Below are 15,229 nucleotides of genomic sequence, written 5' to 3'. Positions count from 1 at the left end.
AAGACAGACCTAACAGAGTCCTATTAGCCGATCCGTTCGGCCAGAGCGACGATGATTCCCGAGGGGCCGCGGAGGTTGCAGAGTCGGTAGATGTTCTCGTACTGCGCCACCTCGCCGAGGAGTTCGGCGCCATGGCGGCGCAGGCGAGTGATCGTGTCGTCGATGTCGTCGACGGCGAACATGACACGGTGCAGGCCCAGAGTGTTGGGGGGCGGGTTGAGCGGTCCGGCAGTGATCGTCGCGGGGGTGTGGAACTTCGTCAGCTCCAGCTTGCCGTGGCCGTCCGGGGTGCGCATCATCGCGATGGCGCTGCGGACCCCGTCGAGGCCGACCGTCTGGTCTGCCCAGATTCCCTCGATCTGCGCTTCGCCTTCCAGCTCCATGCCGAGCTCGGTGAAGAAGGCGATGGCAGCCTCCAGGTCGTCGACGACGATGGCTACGTTGTCCATCCGCTGAATCGTCACGGGGTGCTCCTTCTTCGTCGCGCAGTCCGTTCTGGCTACTGGTACCCCTGGGACGGAGCCGGTGCCGCATTCTCGACACCCGGAAGTGTCGATGTTCTGGGTGCTTCACCTTGCCGAGGCCCTACGGCTCGCGATCGCCTACCAGGCCGCACTCCGCCTCGCGAGCATCCTCATCTGGAGCCGACGCCGGCCGAAGAGACAGAACCCAGCCCACAGTCGCCCTCTCCTGCGTGAGGTTGGGATACGCCTTTTGATGGGTGGTCACCACGCCAGCGCTGCTGATCTGTGCAGACCCGCAGCCCGCATCTGCTCCGGGCGCGGGCTGTGCGTGGCGGCCCGCAGCTCCACATGGACACTGGCCACCAGCCCGTCCGGTTGGTCCCCGCCCAGCGTGTGGAACGTTCCCGCTCAACGGCCCTGCCCAGGTGGGTGGGGGGACTGACGTCCTCGTAACCGCCACACGACCGAGCAGGGCCATCCTGATGAACAAGGGCCGCCGGAGCGGAACCCACGTGAACAAGCCTCCGGGTGTGCGTGCACGACCGATCGAGCGGTACGGACCATGAGCTCTCTCGGGCCCCCGGTGGGCGGGCGGATCAGCGCAGTCCGGCGAAGAGGTCGTTCTCGGGCACGGCCGCGCCGGTGGTGTCCTGGACGCGCACGAAGGTCTCGACGCCCATCAACTCGGTGAACCTCTCCCGGCCCATCCTGAGGAAGAAGATGTTCTCGCCCTGGCTGGCGTGCGCGGCCAGCGCATCGAACTTCTGGCCGCCGAACGCGGTGGTGTCCACCCAGGTGGTGATCTCCTCGTCGGGGAGTCCGATCTCGGCCAACGCGGCGGCCTCAGCGGGATCCGGCTCCTGCACGTCCGCACCGAACTCGCGCATGACCTCCCCGAACCGCTGCATCATCGAGCGGGGCGCCGTGGTCCAGTACACCTTCGGTGTCAGCGCGGTCATCGCCAGCGCCGCCATCGTGATGCGGTTGGCCTGGATGTGGTCGGGGTGGCCATAGAAGCCGTTCTCGTCGTAGGTGACGACAACATCGGGTTGGTAGCGCCGCAAGAGTTCCGCGAGTCGGGCAGCGCCCTCCTCCACGGGTGTCTGCCAGAAGGATCCGGGGGCGTCATTGGTCGGCCAGCCCATCATCCCGGAATCGGCGTAGTCCAGCATCTCCAGGTGACTGACCTTCAGGACTTCGCAGCTCGCCTCGAGTTCTTGACGCCGGATCAAGGCGACGGCCGCCGGATCGTGCCCGGGATCGCCCGGCTTGACGCCCCCCGGTCCGTCACCACAACCGCCGTCGGTGCACGTCACGAGGACCGTGCGCATGCCCTCCGCCGCGTACCGCGCGAGGACACCTCCTGTTCCAGTGGCCTCATCGTCGGGGTGGGCGTGTACCGCCATGAGCGTCAAGGGCCAGTCATTCATGAAGCAGTCCTCCTGTGTGAAAAGGCCTCGGTCCGAGTCCGCGGCCGGCTTATGAGCGGTTGCCCTTCGATATCGATTGTCGGATGACCGGGCGTACCGCGGACCCGAGGGCCCCGGATCACGTCGGGACGGCCTGTTGGTCTCTGTGTTCTCCGCCCGTGCGGCGCCGGTCTCCTGCCCAGTGCAACAGTGCCGGCCGGACCGGCTGTTCCCGCCGCACACCGCAACACCCCTGGGCCTTGGCCTTCGCGAGAGCGCCGGCTCGCTGCACCGGCCCGGGCCGCGGCAGGCTGAAGCGCTGGACCGAGCGCACGCCGGGCAGCAGGTTCAGCAGCAGGCAAGGTGTGCCGATGAGGGCCGCGACGGCCAGCAGGGTCGTGCGCATCCCGAGAAACCGGGCGACCGGAGCGGCGGCGTAGCCGGCGGGCATGGCGATCAACGAGATCATCCAGTCCAACGAGCTGACGCGGGCCAGTATCTCCTTGGGGAAGAGCTGCTGCTGCGTGGTCGCCAGAACCTCGCCGACAAGCGAGGTCACGGCGGCATATTTTGGACCCAGTTCCTGCGCCACCTGCGTGAACGCGGCCTGAGAGGGGTCCGTCTGGTCCTCGCCGACCATCACACCGGCTTGGTCGCCGCGATCCGCGAGGTGATGATCGGCGCCGCCTGCCAAAGATGTCGGGTCCACTTCCTGCGTAACGTCTTCAGCGTGATCGATAAGGACGCGGGTGAGATGGTGGCCGCGACGATCCGCACGATCTTCACCCATCCCAGCCAGAGCGCGGTCCGGGCCCAGGTCGACACCGTCGCCGACATGCTCGGAGGCCAGTTCCCCAATGTCAAACGGATGCTGCTGGAGGCCAAGGACGACCTGACGGCCTTCGCGGCCTTCCCGTAACGGCACTGGAAGAAGATCCAGTCGACGAACCCGCTGGAGCGGATCAACCGGGAGATCAAGCGCAGGACCGACGTCGTCCAGGTCTTCCCCAACGACGACGCGCTGCTGCGGCTGGTGAGTGCCGTGCTCTTCGAAATGCACGACGAGTGGATCGCCTTCCCCCGCCGCTATCTGCCCGAGGGCAGCATGGACGAGCTCTACCCCGCCGAGCTCCCCAAAATCGGCCCCAAACTACCCAACACCACGAACACAACGGCCAGTTAATCCCCTGCACCGCAAGCAGGGACGCCATCGTGCGGAGGCCCCGCCCGGATTCCGTTGTCGGTTCCGGGCGGGGTTGGTCGGTTCGTGTGGCGCGGTGTCAGTGTTCGCGGTAGATCTGCATACCGTTGACGCCGTTGCGACCGTCGTTGACGCAAAGGAAATAGGAGTAGCTCCCCGGGGGCGCCTGGTCGCCCAGCTGGGTGAGGCAGCCGCCCAGTGCGAGCTGGCCGAAGGCGTTCGGGTGGATCGCTTCCTGGTTGTCCCCTTGGGAGGCCCAGAGGGCGTCCGGGTAGCGGAGGTAGGAGACCCAGCGCACCCATTCGGCCGACTGTGAATCCAGCGGATGAGCGGCGGAGTTGTCGTCCGTGGCCTGTTGGGCATTCTTGTTGCACAGCTCGTGTCCGGCGAGGGCATCCTGCACGTCCAGGAAGGTAGCGCCGGCCGCTTCGGCCGCCCGTCGGAGTGCGAAGGTCATCCCGAGCACGATGGTGTTGCGGGCCCAGTCCGTGTCCGTGTTGTAGAAGGGACAGCCGCCCCGGATGTAGCGCGCGTACGTCTCCCGATACCGGTACGAGTCGCTCGGCGGGAGCGGGCTCGGGTAGTTCTGAACGACCAGACGGTAGTCCCCGGGGGCGTAGCCTGCCTTGCGCATCGTGTTCTGGATGTCCCTCAGGGACTCCGTCACCTTTTTTCCGACGGTGTCGAGCTCCGTGCTCTGGTCCCCCCAGGCAGTCTTGCAGTAAGGCTCGAAAGCCGTGAGGTAGCGTCTGACGCACGAGCGGACGATGTCCCCGAACTGCAGGTCGTTGCCGCCGATCGAGACGACGATCTCCTTCACCCGGTAGGCCAAGGCGACAGCCCTCAGCTGGTCGGTCTGGGCGGGCTCCCTTCCGGTGTACGGGTTGGTGATCTCGTTGGTGGTGGCCCCGGAGCAGGCCAGATTGAAATGCCGCCACGAGCCAACCCCGGGATAGGAGGCAGTCACGATCGGCGCGGTGTCGGAGCGGTCGCAGCGGTTGCCGCCCTCGGCGTAGGAGGTGAGGCCGTAGACCCGGTCGAGGTCGTGGCCGCAGAAGTGCTCGTTGAAGCAGTTGGTGGCGGCGCGGTCCGTGCCAAAGACCGTTCCCCCCGGGAGCGTGTCGCCGTTGCCCGCCCAGCGGCCGGCCTCGCCGGAGATATAGCTGTCGCCCATCGACACGATCGCCGCCTTGCGCGCGCACTTGTCCTGCCTCGCCCGCAGCAGGTTGTCGCCGGGATCGCAGCTGTAGTCGATGCCGCCGGACGGGCTGTACCAGAAGCCGACCGGATAGTGGTCGGAGCCGTCCACATAGGTCAGGCGGTGAGCAGTGTAGTTAAGGGCTGAGGAAAGGCCTTTGACGATCATGTAGTCGAGTTCGGCCCTGGGTAGCTGCACCGGGTAGGTGGGACTACCCGTCCGGACCATGAACTGGCCCTGAGAAAGCCGTGGCCATGAGTCCGGCGTGCGGTTGAAGTCGCCCAGGGCCGCCCAGTGGTCGCCCCCCACCCCTGCGATCGCGCCCACCAGGGCAGGGGCGTCGTTGTCCTGGGCTTCACCAACTCTGTTCCGCGCGTGCACGGAGTAGAACCAGGTCCCGTCCGCCAGCTCGATACCGAGCGTCGGTTTGGCGTCGGGCGCCGGGGACTGGGGCGGGATGACGTTCACGGCACTGACGCCGTCTCCCTGCTGGTTGACTACGATGGCGATCGAGCGGTTACGACGGTGCGTCGTCACCCGGTAGATGATGCAGGGGCTCTGCGGGTTGGGCGGACGGCAGTTCACCCAGCGGTAGCGCTCGACGGTGAAGCCGTTGGTGTTCGTGAGCGGACCCACCTGCCTTCCGCCCTCCAGAACCACATCCGGAGGCAAGCTGTCCGGGACCTCCTGCAGCGCCAGGATCTCCACTTGTTTGGCCAGGGGGAAGACGCCGTGCTGCCAGCGCTCCGATTTGTAGCGCATGTTGTACGTGGCGGAACGGTGCAGCTCCACCTGCCGCGCAGCGGCCGTAGCACGCCCCACCAGCCCAGAGCCGACCCCCGGCATCGCCGTCAGTAGCGCGACCAGTGTCACGGTGGACAGTACGACAAGGCGTCGGACCGCCTCGCTCGCACGTCGGTGACCTTTCGTTGGTTTCACGAGATCGAAAGTGTGGCTGCCCCGCCCCGGAAGATACGGCTGCCTCGCCCCACCTGCATCAGGAACAGCGCCAGACGGAGTAACTGAGGCCGATCAGCCGGAAAAGCAGATACGTCTGGAGGTCAAGGACGACCTGACGGACTTCGTGGCCTTCCCGGAACGCCATGGGAAGAAGAAGCGCCCCAGCGCTACCCAACACCACCAATACAACCGCCAATTGATCGGCTACACCACGGCAAGGGACACGACCGGATCGGCAGGCCCATGCGCCGCCCGTCCCGCGGTGGCAGGAGCGGGCATCCCGCAGGTGGAGCAGGTCTTGGCAGGCCCGTTGCAGCAGTCCTCGCAGATGTCCGGTCGTGATCCGGAGGCCCGGCGGGCGATGCGCCGTACTTGTCCGCAGCGGCCGCATTCCTTGACCGGCTTCCGCTGCCGGTGATGGCAGGACGCGCAGAATGGTCCCTGGGGGCCGTTCGACTTGGCCGGGCCGACGGTGCCGCAGATCACGCAGGTGTGCTCCGCGCCGGCCCAACAGGCTGTGCAGGGCGGCGAGTTGTCCGGGCGCCGGGTGACCGGCATACGAAGCCGGCCGCAGGCGGCACACTCTTCGACGACGTCCGGGGCGACGCGGTAGCAGGAGTAGCAGATGAGGCTCTCGGCTCGGCGGGCGGCGAGCCGGGTATCGGTGCTCACCCGCATCGGCGGGCAGGCCGAGCGAGGCGAGCACGGTTCGCCTGGCCTGGTCGCACGCGTCCTCGTCCAGCAGCTTCACGCGGGGGTCGCCCCACTTGGAGGAGTTCTTCGCGAACACCTCGCGCCGACGCAGCATTTCGGTGCAGCTGCTCCAGCACGCAGCACGCGTACGCCTTCCAGTCGACCGTGCCCGGCTCCGGGTGTGGCGCGGACAGCACCAGCCGCCGCCAGGAGCCGGTGAGCAGGCTGGTATCGAGATCAGCGGGGCCGACCTTCTTGCGTCCCATCAGGTCCGGCAGCAACTTCAGCGCGGCCAGGACCGGCAGGCCCTTCCGGTGTGGCGCCGAAGTCGACCACCGTCACCAGAAGCTTCAAGAGCGGCCGCGCAGTGCCGAAACGGGTGACCAACGGTGCCCGCCATACTTCGTCCGCGTCCGAGTCGAGCGGCGGGGTCAGCTCGAACAGCGCGGCGATCGCGGCCGCCGGCTCGTGCTGGGGCACCACCTGCGCCGCCCGATCAGCCCAGGTCAAAGCGCCCATCAAGGCCGTGGAGGCTTAGCTGTAGCGGGTCATGACGTTGTTGACGGTGGGTTTGGGACGGTCGGCGGGGCGGGATCGGTTGTGGACGGTCCGGCGCGGACGATGGCTTGGTCTCCTCGTGGACCGAACAGGTGCAGGATCTCCACGGCGCTCGTGTCCGCGGGGCCGAACCAGTGGGGCTCGCTGGTGTCGAACTCGGCCACTTCGCCGGGCCGCAGCGTGAAGTCCTGCGCCCCGAGGATGAGGCGTAGCCGACCGGCGAGGACGTAGAGCCATTCGTAGCCCTCGTGGGTGACCAGTTCCGGCTGGCGGGGTGCCAGTACCTGCTTGAAGACCTGCACTCGGCCCGGGTACTGCGTCAGGGGCACGAGGACGCTCCCGCGCTCCTTGTGCAGGGGCCGGAGGTGCACCCGAGGGTCACCGCTGGCCGGCGCCGCCACCAGCTGGTCGAGTGCGACGTGGTGCGCCCGTGCCAGCGGGATGAGCAGGTCCAGGGTCGGGCGCCGATGGCCCGATTCCACCCGGGACAGTGTGCTGACCGAGATCCCGGTCGTGGCCGCGAGTGCCTCGAGCGTGAGTCCCCGGTCCCGGCGCAGCCTGCGCAGCCGGGGCCCGATGCCATCGAGAATCTGCTCCAGCTCCGCGTCCCTGGATCCTGTGTTCATGGATCCATTTTTGCAGTGTTCGCAAAATTGATGGGCTGCGGCCGTCGCCCGGGCCGAGCCTTGCCGGGCACTGTTCCCGGACATCAGAGGTAGACCGTGACCGCGACGACACACCCTGTTCAACCCATGCTGAGTACGCGCAGACGCTGGACGGTACTGGCCGTCTGCTGCCTGAGCATGTTCCTGGTGGGCCTGGACACCACCATCGTCAACGTGGGTCTGCCGGCCATCGGGCGCGGCCTGGACGTCGACACGCGCGGTCTCGAATGGATCGTGGACGCCTACACCCTCGTCCTGGCCAGTCTCCTGATCTCCTCCGGCGCACTGGCGGATCGCTTCGGACGCCGCCGGGTGTTCCAGTGCGGGCTGGCCGTGTTCGGCGCAGCCTCACTGCTCTGCGCGCTCGCCCCGTCGGCGGGCGTACTCATCGCGGCCCGCGCCCTGCAGGGCATCGGCGCCTCGATGCTCAGCCCCGTGGCGCTCGCGATCGTGGTGAACACGATGCCGGACCCGAAGGAACGGGCGCAGGCGATCGGCATCTGGGCGTCGGTGTTCGGACTGAGCATGGCCGCCGGCCCCGTCACGGGCGGCGCGCTGCTCGCAGGGCTCGACTGGCGGGCGCTGTTCTGGATCAACGCACCCGTCATCGCGGCCGCTCTGCTGCTCAGTGCGGTGTTCGTGCCGGAGTCCCGGGCACAGCGGGCCCGGCGGCTCGACCTGCCCGGCCAGGTCCTGCTGACCATGGTCCTCGCAGCCGTGGTCGGCGTCCTGATCGAAGGGCCGCGCATCGGCTGGACGTCGCCTGCGGCGCTGGCGGGATACGCATGGGCTGCCGTGGCGACAGCCGGATTCGTGTGGGTCGAGTCCCGCCGACGTGAGCCGCTGATGGATCCGCGGCTCTTCGGGCGCCCGGTCTTCAGCGGTGCCGTCGTGGGCGCGGTGGCGGTCTTCGTCGCCCTCAACATGACACTGCTGCTGAACACCCTCTACCTGCAGCACACCCGGGAATGGACACCGCTGGCCGCCGGCGTGGCGGCCTTGCCCTTGGCCGTCGGAGCGACCGTCTGCGCCCCCTGGTCCGGCCGCATGGTCGGCCGCACGGGGCCGCGGCTGCCGCTGCTCCTTGCCGGCGGTTTCATCACGGTCGGCGGGCTCTGCCTGGTCCGGCTCACCCCGCACACAAGCGTGCTCCTGCTTCTGGCCGCATACTCGCTCATCGGCATCGGGTTCGGCTTCGCCAACGCCCCCATCACCAACACCGCGGTCAATGGACTGCCACCCGCCCGTGCCGGCGTGGCCGGGGCGATCACCTCCACCGCACGGCAACTCGGCTCCGCCCTCGGCATCGCCCTCGCCGGCGGCCTGGTCACGGCCACCAGCCCGAGGGGGCTCCCCCACGCGTCCCGCCCGGGCTGGATCCTGGTCGCCGCCTGTGGCGTACTGCTCTTCCTCGTCGCCCACGCATCACGGCCGAGGGAGGCCACCACGGGCCCCGCCTCCCCACAAGCGCGGTGAGCCGCGTGACTCACCGCAACACACCGTTGTCCGTTGACGGGCGCCGCCGCCTCGTCGAGCGCTGCCGAACTCGCGCCTTTGCTCACGTCGCCGCTGAGAGTGGGATCTCCCGGGCCTGGACTCCGTTGCGCATTTCGTTCTGGGTTGTGCGGTGAGTCGGTGGGCGGGTTTTGACAGGCGGCTTGTGCGGGTCCGTCCCGGTCGTTGGGGCTGCCGGCCGACTCAGTGGGCGTCGAGCCGGACGATGTTGATCGCGGCGGCGGAGAAAACGTGCTGAAGGGTGACCTTCGGTAGTCCCCGGTAGCGGGCCCGGCGCAGGCCGGTGATGTCGAGGGCCTGGTTGATGGTGCCCTCGACGCCGGCGCGCAGGGCGAACTCGGCCTGCCGGGTGTCGGTCTTCTGGGCGGCGCGGTCGGCGGCTGTGGCCTCGTGGAGTTCACGGGGTCGCGGGGTGAGCATGCGGTTGCTCCAGGCGGCGGTGGTGCATGGGTCGCGGGAGGGGCAGGAGCCGCAGTCGGAGCGGGCGAACTCGATCGCGATGGCGTCGCGTCCGTGCTGCTGGACGGGATACCAGCCGGTGCTGGTGCGGTCTTCGGGGCAGTGCACTTGGCGGGTGTTCCCGTCGATGCGGAATGCGGCCTTGTCGAAGCCTTCGGCGGTGCGGGCCTGGCGGGAACGGTCGGCCGGCAGCGGGGTGACCATCGTGATGTCCTGGCGGGCGGCGGCCACGACGAGGTCGGCGGAGGGGTAGCCGGAGTCCAGGTAGTGCTCGCCGGGCTTGACCTGGCGCTCGGTCAGGCGCTGCTGGATTTGGGCGGTGGCGGTCACGTCCGGCGCGGTCGAGACGGTGGTGGCCACGTCCGTGATCAGGTTCGGCTGTGCGGGACTCGCCTCGGTGCCGGTGCCGGTGCCAGTGCCGGTGTTCGTGTCCGGGGTGTCGGCCCCCCGCTTCCTGATCACCTGCCCTCCCCGGGCATCGGTCGTCACGTGGTAGATCTGCACCACGACCTGCCGCAGCAGCCCGATGGCCTCGATCTCGCACAGCCAGGCGGGGGCGTCGGGTGCCCACACCGCGCGCAGCAGCGTGAGAGCGTCGTCGCCGTAGACCTGCGCGAGCCGGTCGCGCTTGGTCTGGGAGGAGGGCAGGCGCCAGGAGTCGATCCGGGCCGCATGGCGCAGTTCCCACTCGGCGACCTGGTCTGTCCCGAACCGGCCTGCCAGCCAGATCGGGGGCCGCGCCGGCCAGCGCATCCAGCGCGGCGCGCACCCTCTCCCCGACCAGCTCCAGCCGGTTCAGATCCCGCACCGCGCTGATCACGTGCGTGGAATCCGTCCTCTGCTGAGAACTCCTATCGGAATGACTTCAAGCAGCCGCCGGCAATGAGTGCGCATCCAAGAGTGAGGAACATTTCGTGGGTGTCGTCGTGCATCTCCCAGCGGATCCGTAGACGGCGGAACCAGTACAGATGGGCGAACACCCGCTCCACACCCCAAGGTTGGGCAGCTGAGGCAGGAGCCGTGCTCGGTACACCGGCGGGTGATCAGCGGCTTCCGGGTCCCAGACCCGCCGGCGGTACTTGTCGTCTTGGTTGTAGCCGCGGTCGCCCGGCATCATGCCCGGATCAGAAGCATGTCCGCGCGATAATCGGAGTGCAGGAGCGCCGTCGCGCTGTGATACTGCCCCAGTGATCAACATGCCTACCGCTGTGCTGGACTCGTTGCACGGGCTCGCCTTCGGTGACGCCTTCGGTGACCGTTGGTTCGGCATCCTGCGCCAGGACGGTCCGGCAGCCCTGGAGGCGCGGACGCTGCCCCCGGAAGCGTTGTGGCGGTGGAGTGACGACACCGCCCAAGCGCTCGTTCTCGTCCGGGAACTCGCCGAGGGTGGCGGCACCGTTGACCAGGACCGTCTCGCCCTGCGCTTCGCGGCAGCCTATGCCGACGACACGCACCGCGGCTACGGAGCCTCGATGCATGACGTGCTCCGTCGCATCGGCGCGGGCGAGCCCTGGCGGGAGGTGGTCGCCGGGCAGTTCGGTGGCCAAGGCTCCTGGGGCAACGGCGCAGCCATGCGCGCCGCTCCGCTCGGCGCCTGGCACGCCGCCGACCTCGATGTGGTCGCCGAGCAAGCCGCCCGCCAGGCTGCGGTCTCGCACCACCACCTGGAGGCGGTCGCCGCGGCGGTAGCGGTCGCCCTCGCCGCGGCGCTGGCAACCCGTAGCCGGGGCGGGCACACCCCGGCCCGGCCGGACTTCCTCCAGGCAGTCGCTGAACGACTCCCCGACAGCGACGTCCGATCGGGAGTGCGGGTCGCGGCCCGGATGCCGGAGCGCACATCGGTCCGGCACGCCGCGGAGGTCCTGGGCTCCGGCTACCGGATGTCCGGGCCCGACACCGTCCCTTACGCTCTGTGGTGCGCGGCGGGGCACCTCGACGACCTGCACGAGGGCCTGTGGTTCACGGTCGCCGGGCGTGGCGATATCGACACCACCTGTGCTATCGCGGGCGGGGTGATTGCCGCCCGCACGGGCGTCGACACCCTCCCCTCGGCCTGGCACGCAGCCCGTGAACCGCTTCCCCTGGTTGTGTCGGAGTAAGAACTCCTATCGGGATGAGTTCAGGCGTCTCCAGCAGATCAGTGCGCATCCGAGGGTGAGGAAGGCTTCGTGGTCGTGCGCGACGCCGTCAAGGTCCACCGCAACGGACGGTGCCGTCGCGCCGGATGCCGCCAACTCTTCCAACTGGACAACGCGGAGGCGCAGTGCATCGAGCGCATCCGTACGAACCACGGCCTGGCCGTGCACGGCGGGATGCGCGTCGCCTTCGACGACCGCCCCGGTGTCATCGTCGGCTATCAGGGCGAGTACCTGCGGGTTCTGCTGGACGATGACCTGCACCAGGTCACCTGCCCTCCCACGGACCGCATGACGTACCCGGAAGGAATGCGGGTATGAACGGACGCTGCCCGCAGCGCCAGGCGATCCACTGCGTCCGGGTACGACGAGGCGACAAGATCAGCAACTATCAGTGCCCCGAGTGCCGTGTGCCGCTTCAGGGGGTGGCTGCTGGTCGGGGCCGCGGCCGGTATCTGTGCCCCATTGACGCGGGCGTGGTCACGTTGGGCCAGACCGGTGTTGAGCTGGATCGTCCGATGCGCCTGGTGTGGCGGCCGGCGAGTTCGGCCGGCACTACCTCACCGAGCCCGGCCAGTTCGACGCGGAGGGCCTGGAGCGTGTGGCTGGCCCAGTCCTGAGGCCCGGCTGCGTCGTGTCGACGTACTTCGCCCCGGACCGTGACCTGCCCGCGAGCTGGGAAACCCAGGCGGGGCTGTACCTGGTCGACGCCGATGCCCCGGGCGAACCGGCGACGTGGATCGTCAACGAACCGCTGGTCTACCGCACGTGCGCGGCTTGCGGCAGCCGTACTCCCGACCTTCCCGAGCGCCACGTGCCGACCGAGTGGACGCCTCGCCAGACGCAGGTGTGGCGCGGACGCGGCCGGTACAACCGGCACACGGTGCCCATCGATCCGGGACCCTACCCGTCCGACAGCCTCGCCTGCTCCGACTGCGACCCGCGACCTTTGCAGCAGCCCTGCGAGCAGCCCGCCGCAGTGTCACCACGTTTGCCGGTGCTCTCCCCCCTCACCGCCTCGCCGCTGAACTGGGCAACCTCGCCCGCGAACTGGCCCAGGAACTCAACCCGCCACGTCGACGGCCGATCAAATCACTGCAGGTCATCCCGGCCAGGCACCCAGACCCAACACCTAAGTGGTCGCGCCGACCGGCAAGTTGGCTCTCTGCACGACCTCTCAAGGTGGTTGACTTGGAGTGCACTCCACGTGCTGGAATCCCCGAGTTGACTTCACGACACATTCCTTGGGGCTCCACATGACGGACTCTCCTGTCGCACTCATCACCGGCGGCGGCAGCGGGATCGGGGCCGCGACGGCTCGGCAACTGGTGAAGCAGGGCTACCGCGTGACGATCACTGGTCGGAGCGAGGACCGGCTCCGCCGATTCGCCGCGGAGCTCGGCGAGCCGGATGGTTTGCTGCTGATGCCGGGAAGCGCGGCCGACCACGATGCCGTTCGGTCAGCGGTCGCGACGACGGTGACGACGTTCGGGCGGCTGGACGTCGTCGTTGCCAACGCGGGCTACGCAACCTTCGACGACTTGGCCGACGGTGACCCCACCGGTTGGGACGACATGGTGCTGACCAACGTCCTCGGCCCCGCGTTGCTCATCAATGCCGCGCTGCCCGCGCTGCGTGAGAGCAAGGGTCGGATCGTGCTCGTCGGCAGCGTGGCCGGCCATGTCCACACGCCAGGCAACATCTACGGTGCAACGAAGTGGGCCGTTACCGGCATCGCGGAGAACACCAGGAGGATGGTGACTGCTGAGGGCATCGGCGTCACCCTCGTCTCGCCGGGCGCGACGAAGACGAACTTTTTCGATGGTGCCCCCGGTGGCCTGCCCGACCGCGACTTTCTGTCAGCAGAGCAGTTGGGTGAGACGATCGTCTGGGCCATTGGTCAGCCGAGGGGTATCGACATCAACACGGTGATCGTCAGGCCGATTGGCCAGTCTGTGTAATCGCGGTTCACGCGGTTCACGGCCACGCAGTCAGGCCAATGGCAGCAGCGATCCGGCCCAGGGTCTGGCGCAGTGCTGCCGCCTCGGCGGGGTCGATCGCGCTCAGCAAGTCCTCGTCGTTCTGCCGCGCCAGCGAGAGCGTCTGGCGCCGCAGTTCCCGGCCGGCCGGCGTCAGTTCGATGAGCTGACGCCGACGGTCTGTAGTGTCCCGTACCCGCCGTACGGCACCGAGTTCCTCAAGTTCGTCGAGCATGTCGACGACCACACTCGCGGTCACCCCGACGGCCTTGGCCAGTTCCAGCTGCGCCCGCGGCCCGCCGGACAGGAACTCCAGGACGGCACAGTGCCGGGGGCGCAGGCCGAGCGGGGCCAGCCGATCCGCGAACCGTCCGTTCGCCTGCTGGCCCAGCTTGCCCAGCAAGAAACCCACCGTGTTGGTCAAAGACCCTTCCGCCGTCACCACACCAACGTTAGCCTAGCCATATGATTCGGCACCCGAACGATATGGCTACCTCACTAAATGCCCGCCGGTTCGGCGGGCTTGTCGCGCTCCTCACCGTGGTCACGTCCGGCTACTTCGCGGTTTCCGGCCTGGTGGATCCGGGCGGACTGGTGCCTGGAGGCGACCAGGCCGCGCCCAGGACCTATGCCGCTTACCTGGCGGCCCGCAGCCTGGTGCTGCTCGGCGCAATGGTCTGGTTGCTGGCCCTACGGGCCTGGCGTTCCCTTGGCCTGCTACTCGCGCTGAACGGTGCGGTCCAGATCGGCGACGCGACGATCGGCGCGGCCCACCATCAGGTCCCTCAGACGATCGGCCCTCTGGTGTTCGCCGCCGCCCTGCTGATAGCGGCCTGGCTGCTCGCCGGCCGCAACCCGGCGCCGGGACGGATCCGGCCGAACCCACTGTGAGACCGGCCGCCAGAGCGATGTCACCGACCTGAGGCCTCATTCATGAGGGAGATCGCACAGATGGCCCGCGGGCTGAGGGGGGCGTTACGCAGGCACAGAGCGTGGTCAGGCATCCTTGATGATCGCGGCGGGAAGTTCGCCGGTGAGGATCGCTTCCTTCGGCAGGGCCAGACCGAAGCGCTGTTCCAGGATCTCCATAGATCGCCGCTTGTCGGCTTCCAGTGCGGCGACTAGCCCGGCGTTGTCTCCAAGGACATCGACGACTCCTACCCAGTCGTCGTCGTTGAGATCACACATCACCTCGTACACACCGTCATGGTGGTAACGGAAATGCGGCGGAGGGACGTTCGGGTGCTCGGCCATGAAATACAGCTCGTATGTATGCGCACCTCCGTGAGAGATCTCAGGAGTGTCGAACCGGCTGAGGGTTTCCTGCCAGGGGCCGTAGCCGATGACGAAAGAAAGGTCGCCGACCGATCCGTAGCGGACGCCTACGGTCTCGTCCACGGGCTTGCTGCGGTCGAGCTGGAACAGGTCGTCCTCGAATGCTTCATGTGTGCGCGGGCCCATGAAGCGAGGCTCGGTACCAGGGGCGAGCCGGCGTACGAGCTCTTCGGAATCGATGCCGCGCGCGAAGACGGCGCAGTATCCGCCGGGGAGCGGAACCGGGTCTTCGAGCCACTGAAGGCCGTCGGTCATGAAGCCGCGTCTCCTGTCGGGAAGGGAGCGGGGACGGCGCCACCGTAGTCGACAGACACCGCCCCCATAGGTTGTTCAGGTCACTTGACCGTGCACTTCACGGTCGCTGCGGTTGCGCTGCACCCTGCCGACCCGCCCACCACCTGGCTCGGAGGACTGGTGATCGACACCAGTGCAGAACGGGCAGGCGATTGGCCTGCCCGTTTGCATGACTGCCACGGCCTCATGCTGTCCGAGGGGCTCAGGCGTGGGGAACCAGGTTGTGTTCGGTGCCGAGGGTGTTCATGCCGGTGTCGGTGTACATCGTGGTCTCGCCGTCGGACCAGCGGATGACCAGGTCGTCGGTGCGGTGGTTGGTGGTGAAGTTGCCGGTGGTCATGACTGTGTTGTGGGTCCAGAGATC

The 15,229-nt window shown here is 68.2% G+C and carries 14 protein-coding genes and 2 pseudogenes; 6 read left to right on the top strand and 10 right to left on the bottom strand.

What is annotated here, in order from left to right; translation table 11 throughout:
• Window positions 1–23: 23 nt before the first annotated feature.
• The 3 genes from AQI88_RS41685 to AQI88_RS46945 form a co-directional block, all read right to left on the bottom strand.
• Complete coding sequence (locus tag AQI88_RS41685) at window positions 24–464, bottom strand: VOC family protein (protein ID WP_244184637.1); 441 nt, start codon at window positions 462–464, stop codon at window positions 24–26.
• Window positions 465–1,060: 596 nt separating this feature from the next.
• Complete coding sequence (locus AQI88_RS41680; RefSeq protein ID WP_067010988.1) at window positions 1,061–1,894, bottom strand: PIG-L family deacetylase; 834 nt, start codon at window positions 1,892–1,894, stop codon at window positions 1,061–1,063.
• 118 nt (window positions 1,895–2,012) lie between these two features.
• Window positions 2,013–2,516: an MFS transporter gene (locus AQI88_RS46945; protein ID WP_167357517.1), complete on the bottom strand. Its 504-nt coding sequence runs from the start codon at window positions 2,514–2,516 to the stop codon at window positions 2,013–2,015.
• On the opposite strand from AQI88_RS46945, the pseudogene AQI88_RS41675 reads away from it, so the two are divergent.
• Window positions 2,442–3,056: pseudogene (locus AQI88_RS41675) on the top strand (IS256 family transposase); the annotation flags it as partial. The gene AQI88_RS46945 and the pseudogene AQI88_RS41675 sit on opposite strands and share 75 nt — an antisense overlap.
• Before the next feature lie 97 nt (window positions 3,057–3,153).
• Here AQI88_RS41675 and AQI88_RS44525 read toward each other — a convergent pair.
• From AQI88_RS44525 to AQI88_RS41660, 4 genes and pseudogenes are all read right to left on the bottom strand, one after another.
• Window positions 3,154–5,145, bottom strand: coding sequence for an endonuclease/exonuclease/phosphatase family protein (locus AQI88_RS44525; protein ID WP_159050567.1), 1,992 nt, complete (start codon window positions 5,143–5,145; stop codon window positions 3,154–3,156).
• A 291-nt stretch (window positions 5,146–5,436) separates the two neighbouring features.
• A complete protein-coding gene (locus AQI88_RS46415) occupies window positions 5,437–5,904 on the bottom strand; it encodes a hypothetical protein (RefSeq protein ID WP_159050566.1) in 468 nt (155 codons plus the stop codon).
• Window positions 5,897–6,411: pseudogene (locus AQI88_RS49245) on the bottom strand (Tn3 family transposase); the annotation flags it as partial. The gene AQI88_RS46415 and the pseudogene AQI88_RS49245, both read right to left, overlap by 8 nt.
• A 62-nt stretch (window positions 6,412–6,473) precedes the next feature.
• Window positions 6,474–7,109 (bottom strand): XRE family transcriptional regulator, encoded by a 636-nt coding sequence (locus AQI88_RS41660; protein WP_067010986.1) that lies wholly within the window; start codon window positions 7,107–7,109, stop codon window positions 6,474–6,476.
• 126 nt (window positions 7,110–7,235) lie between these two features.
• On the opposite strand from AQI88_RS41660, the gene AQI88_RS41655 reads away from it, so the two are divergent.
• Complete coding sequence (locus AQI88_RS41655) at window positions 7,236–8,624, top strand: MFS transporter (RefSeq protein WP_067010984.1); 1,389 nt, start codon at window positions 7,236–7,238, stop codon at window positions 8,622–8,624.
• Between the two features lie 222 nt (window positions 8,625–8,846).
• Here the strand turns inward: AQI88_RS41655 and AQI88_RS41650 are convergent, their stop codons facing one another.
• Window positions 8,847–9,875: a transposase gene (locus tag AQI88_RS41650; RefSeq protein ID WP_067010982.1), complete on the bottom strand. Its 1,029-nt coding sequence runs from the start codon at window positions 9,873–9,875 to the stop codon at window positions 8,847–8,849.
• A gap of 443 nt (window positions 9,876–10,318) precedes the next feature.
• On the opposite strand from AQI88_RS41650, the gene AQI88_RS41645 reads away from it, so the two are divergent.
• The 3 genes from AQI88_RS41645 to AQI88_RS41635 all read left to right on the top strand — a co-directional run bounded on the left by AQI88_RS41645 (window position 10,319) and on the right by AQI88_RS41635 (window position 13,218).
• On the top strand, window positions 10,319–11,221 hold the full coding sequence (locus tag AQI88_RS41645; protein WP_067010994.1) for an ADP-ribosylglycohydrolase family protein: 903 nt from the start codon (window positions 10,319–10,321) through the stop codon (window positions 11,219–11,221).
• A gap of 69 nt (window positions 11,222–11,290) precedes the next feature.
• Window positions 11,291–11,578, top strand: coding sequence for a hypothetical protein (locus AQI88_RS41640; protein WP_067010980.1), 288 nt, complete (start codon window positions 11,291–11,293; stop codon window positions 11,576–11,578).
• A 935-nt stretch (window positions 11,579–12,513) separates the two neighbouring features.
• On the top strand, window positions 12,514–13,218 hold the full coding sequence (locus tag AQI88_RS41635; protein ID WP_067010990.1) for an SDR family oxidoreductase: 705 nt from the start codon (window positions 12,514–12,516) through the stop codon (window positions 13,216–13,218).
• Between the two features lie 16 nt (window positions 13,219–13,234).
• Here the strand turns inward: AQI88_RS41635 and AQI88_RS41630 are convergent, their stop codons facing one another.
• The gene (locus tag AQI88_RS41630) at window positions 13,235–13,660 is read right to left on the bottom strand and encodes a MarR family winged helix-turn-helix transcriptional regulator (protein ID WP_159050565.1); all 426 of its coding nucleotides are present in this window, start codon (window positions 13,658–13,660) and stop codon (window positions 13,235–13,237) included.
• A gap of 41 nt (window positions 13,661–13,701) precedes the next feature.
• On the opposite strand from AQI88_RS41630, the gene AQI88_RS41625 reads away from it, so the two are divergent.
• On the top strand, window positions 13,702–14,127 hold the full coding sequence (locus AQI88_RS41625; RefSeq protein ID WP_159050564.1) for a hypothetical protein: 426 nt from the start codon (window positions 13,702–13,704) through the stop codon (window positions 14,125–14,127).
• A gap of 105 nt (window positions 14,128–14,232) precedes the next feature.
• On the opposite strand, the gene AQI88_RS41620 is transcribed toward AQI88_RS41625, so the two are convergent.
• A complete protein-coding gene (locus tag AQI88_RS41620) occupies window positions 14,233–14,826 on the bottom strand; it encodes a hypothetical protein (RefSeq protein ID WP_067010974.1) in 594 nt (197 codons plus the stop codon).
• Between the last annotated feature and the right edge of the window lie 403 nt (window positions 14,827–15,229).

Origin of the sequence: Streptomyces cellostaticus, assembly GCF_001513965.1 — a bacterium.
Classification (GTDB): Bacteria; Actinomycetota; Actinomycetes; order Streptomycetales; family Streptomycetaceae; genus Streptomyces; species Streptomyces cellostaticus.
The sequence above is the reverse complement of the archived record's forward strand: the minus strand, read 5'-3'. Positions and strand labels throughout refer to the sequence as shown.

Coding starts and splice junctions, on each gene's coding strand:
- AQI88_RS41680 (WP_067010988.1), bottom strand. CDS start 1,894: ATGAATGACTGGCCCTTGACGCTCATGGCGGTACACGCCCACCCCGAC.
- AQI88_RS41660 (WP_067010986.1), bottom strand. CDS start 7,109: ATGAACACAGGATCCAGGGACGCGGAGCTGGAGCAGATTCTCGATGGC.
- AQI88_RS41655 (WP_067010984.1), top strand. CDS start 7,236: ATGCTGAGTACGCGCAGACGCTGGACGGTACTGGCCGTCTGCTGCCTG.
- AQI88_RS41650 (WP_067010982.1), bottom strand. CDS start 9,875: ATGCGCTGGCCGGCGCGGCCCCCGATCTGGCTGGCAGGCCGGTTCGGG.
- AQI88_RS41645 (WP_067010994.1), top strand. CDS start 10,319: ATGCCTACCGCTGTGCTGGACTCGTTGCACGGGCTCGCCTTCGGTGAC.
- AQI88_RS41635 (WP_067010990.1), top strand. CDS start 12,514: ATGACGGACTCTCCTGTCGCACTCATCACCGGCGGCGGCAGCGGGATC.
- AQI88_RS41625 (WP_159050564.1), top strand. CDS start 13,702: ATGATTCGGCACCCGAACGATATGGCTACCTCACTAAATGCCCGCCGG.
- AQI88_RS41620 (WP_067010974.1), bottom strand. CDS start 14,826: ATGACCGACGGCCTTCAGTGGCTCGAAGACCCGGTTCCGCTCCCCGGC.